This window comes from Paenibacillus sp. IHBB 3054, from assembly GCF_051594305.1.
Classification (GTDB): domain Bacteria; phylum Bacillota; class Bacilli; order Paenibacillales; family Paenibacillaceae; genus Paenibacillus_AQ.
Genome location: NZ_JBOFBG010000058.1, coordinates 20,643 through 30,492 on the forward strand (window position 1 = coordinate 20,643; position 9,850 = coordinate 30,492).

The window sequence follows — 9,850 nt, forward strand, 5'->3', positions numbered from 1 at the left end:
ACTGTACTAATAATAGTAGTACAGTTAATACACCTAGACACAGTTAGTGATACAACATCAGAAAGGAGAACTGTCATGTTCGAATTGGATGTCCGCAGCCGCAAGCCGATTTACGAGCAGCTGACCGGCAAGATCAAAGAAATGATTATGCATGGTATTTTGCGGGCAGATGAACAGCTTCCCTCGGTGAGGATCTTATCCTCGCAGCTCACCGTAAATCCGAATACGATTCAGAAAGCCTACCGGGAGCTGGAGCGGGAAGGCTACATCTATTCTTTGCAGGGCAAGGGGAGTTTCGTGGCTCCGCTTCAACAGGGACTGAACGAGAGCAAAAGGGCGGAAGTGCGGAATGAGCTGCTGCGCCTGATGGCGTCAGCCGTCTACCTTGGATTTACCGAAAGCGAGATAGGTGCGCTGTACCGCCAGGTGCTGGATCAGAGAGAGGGGGAGAAACATGATTGAAATTCGCGGCGTCAGCAAAATTTTTCAGGGAGAAAAAGCAGTTGACGGCATTTCGCTGACTGTACATAAAGGAGCCATTTACGGACTGCTCGGATCGAACGGTGCGGGTAAAACAACACTGCTGAAGACGCTCGCCGGTATTTACCGGCCGGAAGAGGGTACGGTTAAGTTTGAAGGGAAGCCGGTCTTTGAAAACCCCGAGGTGAAGCAAAGGATCATTTTCATGCCGGACAGCCCTTATTTCTTCCCGCAGGCATCGATCAAGAGCATGGCTGCCTTTTACCGCTCTATTTATCCGGGGTGGAATGAGGCGCACTTTCAGGAGCTTGGGAAAATGTTCCGGCTCGATACAGGCCGCAAGCTCAGCCGGTTCTCCAAGGGAATGCAGCGCCAGGCTTCCTTCTGGCTCGCCCTAAGCTGCTCGCCGGATGTGCTTATCATGGATGAGCCGATTGACGGGCTTGACCCGGTCATGCGGCGGCAGATCAAGAATCTGCTGTTCCAGGAGGTGGCCGAACGGGGGATGACCGTCATCATTTCCTCACATAACCTGCGGGAAATTGAGGATTTATGCGATCATGTCGGCATTATGCACGGCGGCAAAATGCTGGTGGAGAAGGATCTGGACGATCTCAAAGCGGACACGCATAAAGTGCAGGTGGCGTTCCGGGATGAACGGCATGCATCGGTACTGACAGCCAAGCTGCAGATTCTTCATCAGGAACAGCGTGGCAGCGTTAATCTCTATATTGTAAAAGGGGACCGCGAGCGGATCGGGCAGGCTTTTCGGGTGTACGATCCGTATGTACTCGACCTATTGCCGCTGACACTTGAGGAAATCTTTATATATGAAATGGGGGATGCCGGTTATGACGCGCAGCCGATTCTTCTTTAACAGCAGTGTAATCCGCCAAAACTTGCGCCAGCATGGCTGGATTGGGATTATCTACATGCTAGGTCTCATGTTCTTTCTTCCAGTCCAGATGTTCTTGAACGGCAATCCGAATGCGGAGCCTGAGAAAGTCGAGGGTTTGTTCCGTATCGGTGGTGATATGCAAGTGGTCTTTATCGCTACGCTTCCAGTGGTAGCAGGCCTATTCCTCTTCCGTTTTCTGCAGTCTAAGCCTTCATCGGATCTGTGGCACAGCCTGCCGCTGCGCCGGGAGCATTTACTTGCTGCCCATACATGTAGCGGCCTGATTCTTCTGCTTCTTCCGGTCTGGCTGACTGCCGCAGTTGCCGCAATCGTGGCACCGCTGGACGGCAATATGTACATTTACCAAGGAGCGGACGTCTGGGAGTGGTGCCTGACGGTTACCATCCTCACCTTGTTCCTGTTCGTTTTCACTGCCTTCGTCGGAATATGTACAGGCCAAACTGTTCTCCAGGGGGTTGTTGTTTATATCCTGCTTGTTCTTCCGTCCGCGCTGTTAATGCTGACCAGCATGCATCTTAATAGGTATTTGTACGGGTATTCAGGCGGTTATAATGAGGAGTATAGAATGGTCAATTGGTCGCCGGTTCTGCAGATTGTGAAACTCGAAAATGAATACGATCAATTCAGTACAGGAGAGAAATGGATATATTTCGTGATCACTCTCTTAGTCATTATGCTGTCCTTTGTGCTTTACCGCAAACGGCATAGCGAAAAGGCTGGGCAGGCAATTGCTTTTACCTATTTCAATCCATTGTTCAAAGCCGGGGTAATGTTCTGTGCCATGCTGGTTTCCGTGTCTTATTTTGGCAATGTGAAGCCGCAGCAGACAGGCTGGCTTATTGGCGGCTGTATTGCCGGAGCACTCATTGGCTATATTGTAGCTGAAATGATTATTCGCAAGACGTGGCAGATCATGACCCGCAGGGTATTCGCCGAGTTCGCTGCCTATGCCATACTGCTGGGACTCCTGCTCTATGTTCCGGTCACTGGAATTACCGGCTATGAGAGCAGGGTGCCGGCAGCGGACAAGGTCACAGCAGTGTATACCGGAAGCAATTTCTGGACGTTAACCGAACCAGAGCAAGGCCCGATGGGAGTTCAGAGCCGTCCCTATGAAGAGAAGGAAGTTTTCAATGAAGACAAAAGCTATATTGAGGCTGTGCGCAAGCTGCATCAGGCACTTGTCACTGTGCGTCCTGGAGAGGAGGAACGCTCTATGGGCAGTTCTATCGGCAGCAGGCAGTTCAGCATTGCTTACCAGTTGAAGAATGGGCGGCAGATGCTGCGGTCTTACTGGATACCATCAGCCGGCTTCGAACCGGAGCTGAAGGCGATCATGGAGAACAAGGAGTTCAAGCGCAACGAATATATGCTCTCCCGGCTGAACGATAATGTGGATAGTCTGAGAATCAGCAACAAAAACAAAAATAAAGCGATTTCGATCTCCGATCCCCAAGAGGTTAAAGAATTCAAGGGAATTCTGAAACGGGAGATATTGAACATGTCCTATGAAGATCAGATGGACAATAGGATTTCAAAGGCTTCTATTCAAGCAATAGGCAAGCCGGATGAAGTGGGGTACCAGCTCTATTATCGCTATGAGTGGAAAACCTCCTATCACGAGCTTGAAGGCTGGCTGGCCGAAAAGGGATACGCGGATAAAATTCGTACCCAGGCACGGGATGTGGAATCCGCCGAAATTATAAAGGATGTGTATACTGACAAGCTTGACGCGGCAAGCAGGAATGATGTGTATACTGACAAGCTTGGCGCGGCAAGCAGGAATACTGTCCAGCGGCATTTTGATCTGGCGCGCAGCGAAGGTCTTGCGGCGGTCACCAAGGATAAGAAGATTATCGGCGATATTCTGGGAAAAGAACGCTATTATAGCGGAAGAACCGGCGAATATGTAGTAAAGATGAAGTATAAGTACGGAGAAGTGACTTATATATCGCTGAGGAAACAAGACCTTACGCCTGCTATAAAATCACTGCTTCCTTAAGATTCTGGTTTTAGCTTCAGCGGGTTGACAGAAACTGGATGGGTGGATTATGCTTTTGGAAAATACAAGAACGGCAGGAGGTCTGGACAGATGATTGAACAAGGGAATAATCTACACTCGCATAATGTTACTGTCTATCATTCATCATCTGTCCGCCTTGGGTTACTGTTCAGCCTTAGCAGCGTTTAGTTATTTCCGGTCAGCAGCCTGTAAGGCTGTTGCCGGGATATTCTAACTGTGGTTCTGCTATAGGATGGTACCCGGCCATGGACGATGGAGTCCATGGCTTTTTTGTATTTCGGCAGCGTCCGAAAGGAGAATGAACAATGTCTGAAATTTATCAATCGATCCTCAGCCAGCTGCGTGGCATTGAGGCGGAAGAGAATGTGCGCATCCTGTATGCCTGTGAGTCGGGCAGCCGCGCTTGGGGGTTTCCGTCCAAGGACAGTGATTATGACGTCCGCTTTCTGTATGTGCGCCGCCCCGAGGCGTATCTCTCGATCTTTGAGCAGCGGGATGTGATTGAACGGCCGATCAGCGAGTTGCTCGATATTAACGGCTGGGATCTGAAGAAAGGGCTGACCCTCTTCCGTAAATCCAATCCGCCGCTGCTGGAATGGCTGCAATCCCCCATCCGGTATGAGCAAAATTACACGGTGGCGGACAGTATACGCAAGCTATCACCGCTCAGCTTCTCGCCCAAATCCTGTATCTATCATTATCTGAACATGGCCCGGGGGAATTACCGGACCTATCTGCAAGGCAGCGAGGTCAAAATTAAGAAATATTTCTACGTTCTCCGTCCGCTGCTCGCGTGTGCCTGGATCGAGAAATACCAGGAGGTACCGCCACTGGATTTCAATGTGCTGGCCCTGGATCTGATTCCTGAAGGAACCGAGCTTAGAGAGGCTGTACTGGAGCTTCTACACCGTAAAATGTCTGGTGAGGAGCTGGATCTGGAGCCGCGTCTGGAAGTCATTAACGTTTATCTGGAGCAGCAGATCGCGCATTTCGAGCTTGCGGCTTCGCAATTTGGAAGCGGGGGCGGTGTAGCGGATGCAGCCCTGGATGAACTGTTCCGGGCTGCGCTGCTGGAAGTATGGGGAGAAGACAGCCGCTGGACTTCTAGCGGGGGAAATCAAAGCGAAACCTAAGGAGAGATCAACCTAATGCATTTAATCATCAAGGCGACAGGAACAGGAGCAGGAATGCTCTCTCATCTGCTCGCTAAAAACCCGAATAATCTGTATGACCGGATTGAAAAAGAGGCCAGAGTGCGTATTGTGTTCACAGTCTCTTCCGAAGAAAAGACGGAGGCGGTCATCTATGTAACACCCGACCCAATTGAGCTGGTGAAGGGTTCTTCCTCCGCACACAACGACATCACGCAATATATCAATGACCGTGAATTTGTAACCAGCAGTCTGTTCTGCACCTATATCCGTCCCGCACTGGGTACTGCATTGAACGGCAAACCGAAAGAAGCGTATCTGCCCTGGGTAGGCCAACGCCTTGCACTCGAGCTTTCTTTTGGACCTGTAGCCTCCAATTTGCCTGACCGTACACTTGAAGAGTTGTTCACTGCGCTTGGTTATGAAGTGGTGCTGGAGCGGGGAGAGGCAGAGTATTCCTTTGACCTCAAGAACCGCAGTTCTGTCCGTTATATTAAACTAAAAGGATTTCAGACACTCCAGACTGCCTTGCAGCAGCTTTTTGTGCTCATTCCCGCATTGGATGATTACAAGCATTACTATATCAGTGAGGATGAGGTTGATAAAATCAGGCGTTATGGCGAAGGCTGGCTTCAGGATCATCCTCAGCGAGCGCTGATTCTGAAACGGACGCTGCGTTTCGCAGGGGTAATTAAACAGTTCGAGGCGCTGGAGGGCCGCACTCAGAATTCCGGCGGAGCTTCTGTTGATGAAAATGCAAAGGAAGCTGCTGTTAAAGGTTCAACGGAAGCACCAAATGCTTTACCTGATCAATCCTTCGAATCCGAGGCTCCAGAAGAGCCGAAAGTCCGGTTGAATGATTTGCGTTACGCAGCTATTGCCGCTACCGTTGAAGCTTTGCAAGCTAAAGCCAGTATTGTTGATTTCGGCTCGGGGGAAGGCAAGCTCTCTGCCATACTCGCCAACGTGCCTGGTGTCCGTGATATTAAAGCAGTTGAGCCCTCTGCCACAGCTCAGTTGAGAGCCATGGACCGGTTCGCCAAGCTGGAAGGCAGGCAAGGAACTATCGTGCCTAAGCCGGTAACCGGATCCCTGTTCTATTTCGACGAGTCGCTGCGGAACAAGGATGTAATGATTCTTTGTGAGGTAATTGAGCATATCGATGAGCACCGGATGGCGCGGGTGATGGAGACTGTTTTCGCCGAATATGGTCCAAAGACCCTGATTATAACTACCCCGAATAAGGAATACAACGAGGTCTACGAGATGGAGCGGGAAGAGATGCGTCATGGCGACCACCGTTTTGAATGGGGGAGAGAAGCATTTTCCGCCTGGTGTTCCCGCTGGACGACAGCCTTTGGTTACTCTGCGGAGCTGAAGGGGATAGGCGAATACATGGAAGGTTTCGGTTGCCCGACGCAGATGGCCATATTTACGAAGGAGGAAACATCACAATGATAGAGAGACAGGAAGGGCAGCGGGTCATTCCGTTTCCTCATGGAGGCATCGTCGTACTGGTGGGGCCTTCCGGCAGCGGCAAAACGACTCTGCTCCGCAGATTGGTGCAAGAAGGCATATTGTTGCAGACAGAGATCGTCTCTTCCGACGATTACCGCTCATTAGTGGGTGATATTGATTTTATTGATTGGAAGGGCCATCCCCGTGAAGAAGCGGATATTCTGTATGGCGATTACCAATTGCTGTCGAAACTGGCCTTTGAAGCGATGAACACAATGATATCCATGCGCTGCCGGATGGGGAAGCTGACGGTGGTGGATGCCACACATTTGCTGCCCGAATACCGTAAGAAATATATAGAGATGGCAGCAGATTATGATCTGCCTTGTACGGCCTGGGTGCTCGATCTGCCGGAACAGATCCTGCTTGAACGGGATAAGGGACGTGAATTGCCGCGCGGCAGGCAGCGGGTCAAGGCGCAATTCAGCCAATTCAAGCGTTCGCTAAGAGGGCTGCGCGATGAAGGCTTTGATTTCACTTATATGTTGAAAGAAACGGAAAGTGTGCAGTTTGTCCGCAAGCAGAATGAATTGCTGATTGAAATTGGTGCAGGGATTGATGTGATCGGCGACATTCACGGCTGTTACGATGAGTTGTTGGAACTGCTTGATCAGCTGGGCTATATCGCTGATGAGAGCGGATTGTACCGCCATCCTGAAGGCAGAGAACTAATCTCTGTAGGCGATGTAATGAGCCGTGGTCCCAAATCACTGGATGCACTGAGATTCTGGAAGCGGCACAGCGACGCCGGAATTTCGCGTATGGTCGACAGCAACCACGGCTGGAAGATTGCCCGGTATCTTGGGGGACGCAAGGTTACCTTGAGCCATGGCGATGAGAAGTTTGCCGCCGAGCTGGAGCAGTATGCGCTGGCAGAGGGTGAGGCTGCGGCTAGCAAACTTAGAGAAGAGTTGAAGCAGTTCCTGCTCTCCGCTCCCAGTCATCTGGTGTATGGACGGGGTGGTATACGGCGGGTGGTTGTTGCCCATGCCGGAATCCGCGATGAGTATATCGGCAGGCAGTCGAAACGGATTCAGGACTTTTGCCGCTACGGTGATACAGAAGGAAGTGAGGGGAAGGGCACTCCTGTACGCAAGGAATGGTATGTGCAGCATGACTCCGGTGAGCTAATTGTCTGGGGGCATGATCCGAGACCTTACCCTACTCTGGTTAAGAACACGGTCAACATTGATCAAGGCGCAGTCTTTGGCGGCTCATTGACGGCTTACCGGTATCCTGAACAGCAGTTTGTTGCGGTCAAGGCGCACAGAGATTACGCCCAGGACCCGGACAGCCCGCTGATCCGCTGGGAACGCGGCCGTTTCTCTCCGCCTAACCTGCGGAAGTTTGTGGAAGGGTACTCCGTTATGACAGCTGCCTATGGTGAACTTTCTGTGCGCGGTGAATTCGTCAAAGCAGCCATTGATACCGTCTCCCATTTTACGATTCCGCTGGAGGACCTGGTTTATATTCCTCCGACCATGAGTCCGGCTCCGGCAGTATCCGCAGATGAATCTTACCTGGAGCATCCGCGTGAGGCTTTTGCCTATTATCGCAAACAGGGTGTGGAAACAATGATCGCCGAGAAAAAGCACATGGGCAGCAGGGCTATCCTGATGCTGTTTCGTGACAAGGAAGCAGCAGTATCCTATGTGGGACGTCCCACACTGGGTACGATTTATACCCGGACGGGCCGGGCATTCTTTGACAAGGAAACGGAGTCCGAAGTACTGGCTAAGCTGAATGCCGATTTGCGGAAAGCGGATTATTTTGTCCGCCATGATACGGATCTGCTGCTGCTGGATGCCGAAATTATTCCATGGAACCTGAAGGCTCGTGAATTGATCGCTTCCCAGTATGCGCATGTCGCAGAAGCCGCCGTAATGGACCGCGGACATCTTGCGGAGAAGCTGCGAGAAGCGGAGAGTAACGGGCGCGATGTATCCGGCTGGGTACAGGAAATGGACGAGAAGCTGCGGAATGCCCGCGTGTTCCGTGAAGCTTTTCAAGAATACTGCTGGGATGTCAGCGGGCTGGAAGGAGTCAGGATTGCTCCTTTTCATACCCTGGCGCATAGCGGCCAGAGTTTTTTTGATCATAGTCATCTCTGGCATATGGAGAAGAACCGCGAACTTGCGGGTGTTTCTCCGCTCTTTATGGAGACTGAATACCGGACTGTCGCAAGTGAAGCCGATGAAGCTGAGGTTATCGCCTGGTGGGAAGAGATGACGGAGAATGGTCATGAGGGGATCGTAATCAAGCCGGAACTTTTCATATCACGAAATGGCAGCTCGATGATTCAGCCTGCGATCAAAGTCCGGGGACGCAAATACCTGCATATCATATATGGCATCGATTATTTGCAGCCTGACAATCTGACACGGTTAAAACTGCGCAAGACTGGCAAGAAGGAGCGGCACGCCCTGATGGAATGTGCTCTTAGCGCCGAGTCCGTGGAACGTTTTATCCGCAAAGAGCCGCTGGAGCGGATTCATGAATGTGTGCTTGCTGCTTTGGCACTGGAATCTGAGCCGGTGGATCCGCGGTTGTAAGCTATAGGGATGGAATGCCATTCGAAATTGATTCTACGAAAGTGATTATAAGAGGTGCAATTTATGTTAAACCATAGCGCTGAGGTTTCGCTCAGCAAATTTATGACCAAGCAGCTTCGGCATACTCCGCAGCAGTATGGACTAATTCTTGATCCGGAGGATGGTTCCTGTCTGTTGGAGGAACTGCTCGCAGTGATAAACGCAGCCCCAAAGTGGTCTCATATTACAGAAGAAGATATCCGCCAAACGGTCACGAACAGTGAGAAGCAGCGGTTTGCTATTGAGGGAGACCGGATCAGAGCGAGATACGGACACAGCCACACCAAAGTTGCCTATGAACCGGGAACACCGCCGTCCGTACTCTATCATGGCACTCACCAGAATGCGTTGCCGGCGATTGTAAAAGAAGGGCTGCAGCCGATGGGCAGGCAATATGTGCATTTATCGGAGGGGTTGCATTTCGCAACTTTGGCCGGAAGCCGCAGGGGCAAGCTTGTTTTACTCTCCGTGGATACGGTTAAGGCTGTAGAGTCTGGTGTAACCTTCTATTATGCCGGGAATGAGGTATGGCTGGCTGAGCCGGTTCCGCCTGTCTGCATAGCGCCATTAAGTGCACCGGAAGAATAATAGCGACAAGTCTCCACAACAGGAGGAATGTGATATGGAAGAGGTGCCGGATCACCTGGATCACGGATTGCAGATCGTCTTCATTGGATTCAATCCAAGTCTCCGCTCGGGCGAGCTGGGGCATCATTATGCGAATCCGCGCAATAATTTCTGGCGGATTCTTGAGCAGTCAGGGCTGACGCCGCGCCTCTATGATGCCTCGGAGGACGGTGAACTGCTGAAGCTCGGCTACGGCTTCACGAATATTGTAGCCCGCCCGACCCGCGGGGCCGAGGATATTACCCGCGAGGAGTATGCCGAGGGGCGGGAATTGCTTCGTGCCAAGCTGGCGCTCTACCGCCCGGAGGTAGCCTGCTTTGTAGGCAAGGGCGTCTACACTGAATTCAGCCGTAAACCAAAAGCAGATTGGGGATTTCAGGAGCATATAGAACTGGTAGTGGATGGCGTGCGCGAGTTCGTAGCCCCGTCGTCGAGCGGCCTCGTCCGGATGCCGATGCCGGAGATTGTGGGTATATACCGGAGACTATATGATTTCACCCATAAGGATGACTGACTTAGAGTTGGATAACTGCATTCTATA

Annotated in this window: 8 protein-coding genes; all 8 read left to right on the plus strand. The window is 51.4% G+C overall.

Annotated elements, in window-relative coordinates; genetic code table 11:
* Window positions 1-75: 75 nt before the first annotated feature.
* On the plus strand, window positions 76-462 hold the full coding sequence (locus ACQ76X_RS33805; RefSeq protein WP_341090011.1) for a GntR family transcriptional regulator: 387 nt from the start codon (window positions 76-78) through the stop codon (window positions 460-462).
* The gene (locus ACQ76X_RS33810) at window positions 455-1,357 is read left to right on the plus strand and encodes an ABC transporter ATP-binding protein (protein ID WP_038586402.1); all 903 of its coding nucleotides are present in this window, start codon (window positions 455-457) and stop codon (window positions 1,355-1,357) included. Before ACQ76X_RS33805 ends, ACQ76X_RS33810 begins: the two co-directional genes overlap by 8 nt.
* On the plus strand, window positions 1,311-3,401 hold the full coding sequence (locus ACQ76X_RS33815) for a DUF6449 domain-containing protein (protein ID WP_438498190.1): 2,091 nt from the start codon (window positions 1,311-1,313) through the stop codon (window positions 3,399-3,401). The genes ACQ76X_RS33810 and ACQ76X_RS33815 overlap by 47 nt, the downstream gene beginning before the upstream one ends.
* A gap of 326 nt (window positions 3,402-3,727) precedes the next feature.
* Entirely contained in the window at window positions 3,728-4,555 is an 828-nt protein-coding gene (locus ACQ76X_RS33820) for a nucleotidyltransferase domain-containing protein (RefSeq protein WP_438498191.1), read from the plus strand.
* Window positions 4,556-4,570: 15 nt separating this feature from the next.
* Window positions 4,571-6,031: a 3' terminal RNA ribose 2'-O-methyltransferase Hen1 gene (locus ACQ76X_RS33825; RefSeq protein ID WP_438498192.1), complete on the plus strand. Its 1,461-nt coding sequence runs from the start codon at window positions 4,571-4,573 to the stop codon at window positions 6,029-6,031.
* Window positions 6,028-8,643, plus strand: coding sequence for a polynucleotide kinase-phosphatase (locus ACQ76X_RS33830; protein WP_438498194.1), 2,616 nt, complete (start codon window positions 6,028-6,030; stop codon window positions 8,641-8,643). The genes ACQ76X_RS33825 and ACQ76X_RS33830 overlap by 4 nt, the downstream gene beginning before the upstream one ends.
* A 63-nt stretch (window positions 8,644-8,706) precedes the next feature.
* Window positions 8,707-9,270, plus strand: a complete 564-nt coding sequence (locus ACQ76X_RS33835) for an RNA 2'-phosphotransferase (protein WP_438498195.1) — start codon at window positions 8,707-8,709, stop codon at window positions 9,268-9,270.
* A 34-nt stretch (window positions 9,271-9,304) separates the two neighbouring features.
* Window positions 9,305-9,823 carry a mismatch-specific DNA-glycosylase gene (locus tag ACQ76X_RS33840; protein WP_438498197.1) on the plus strand — a complete coding sequence of 173 codons (519 nt, stop codon included), beginning with the start codon at window positions 9,305-9,307 and terminating at the stop codon, window positions 9,821-9,823.
* The last annotated feature ends 27 nt before the right edge of the window (window positions 9,824-9,850 follow it).

Bases quoted from the DNA above. Each gene is read 5' to 3' on its own strand.
- ACQ76X_RS33825 (WP_438498192.1), top strand. From the start codon at position 4,571: ATGCATTTAATCATCAAGGCGACAGGAACAGGAGCAGGAATGCTCTCT.
- ACQ76X_RS33835 (WP_438498195.1), top strand. From the start codon at position 8,707: ATGTTAAACCATAGCGCTGAGGTTTCGCTCAGCAAATTTATGACCAAG.
- ACQ76X_RS33815 (WP_438498190.1), top strand. From the start codon at position 1,311: ATGAAATGGGGGATGCCGGTTATGACGCGCAGCCGATTCTTCTTTAAC.
- ACQ76X_RS33840 (WP_438498197.1), top strand. From the start codon at position 9,305: ATGGAAGAGGTGCCGGATCACCTGGATCACGGATTGCAGATCGTCTTC.
- ACQ76X_RS33805 (WP_341090011.1), top strand. From the start codon at position 76: ATGTTCGAATTGGATGTCCGCAGCCGCAAGCCGATTTACGAGCAGCTG.
- ACQ76X_RS33820 (WP_438498191.1), top strand. From the start codon at position 3,728: ATGTCTGAAATTTATCAATCGATCCTCAGCCAGCTGCGTGGCATTGAG.
- ACQ76X_RS33810 (WP_038586402.1), top strand. From the start codon at position 455: ATGATTGAAATTCGCGGCGTCAGCAAAATTTTTCAGGGAGAAAAAGCA.
- ACQ76X_RS33830 (WP_438498194.1), top strand. From the start codon at position 6,028: ATGATAGAGAGACAGGAAGGGCAGCGGGTCATTCCGTTTCCTCATGGA.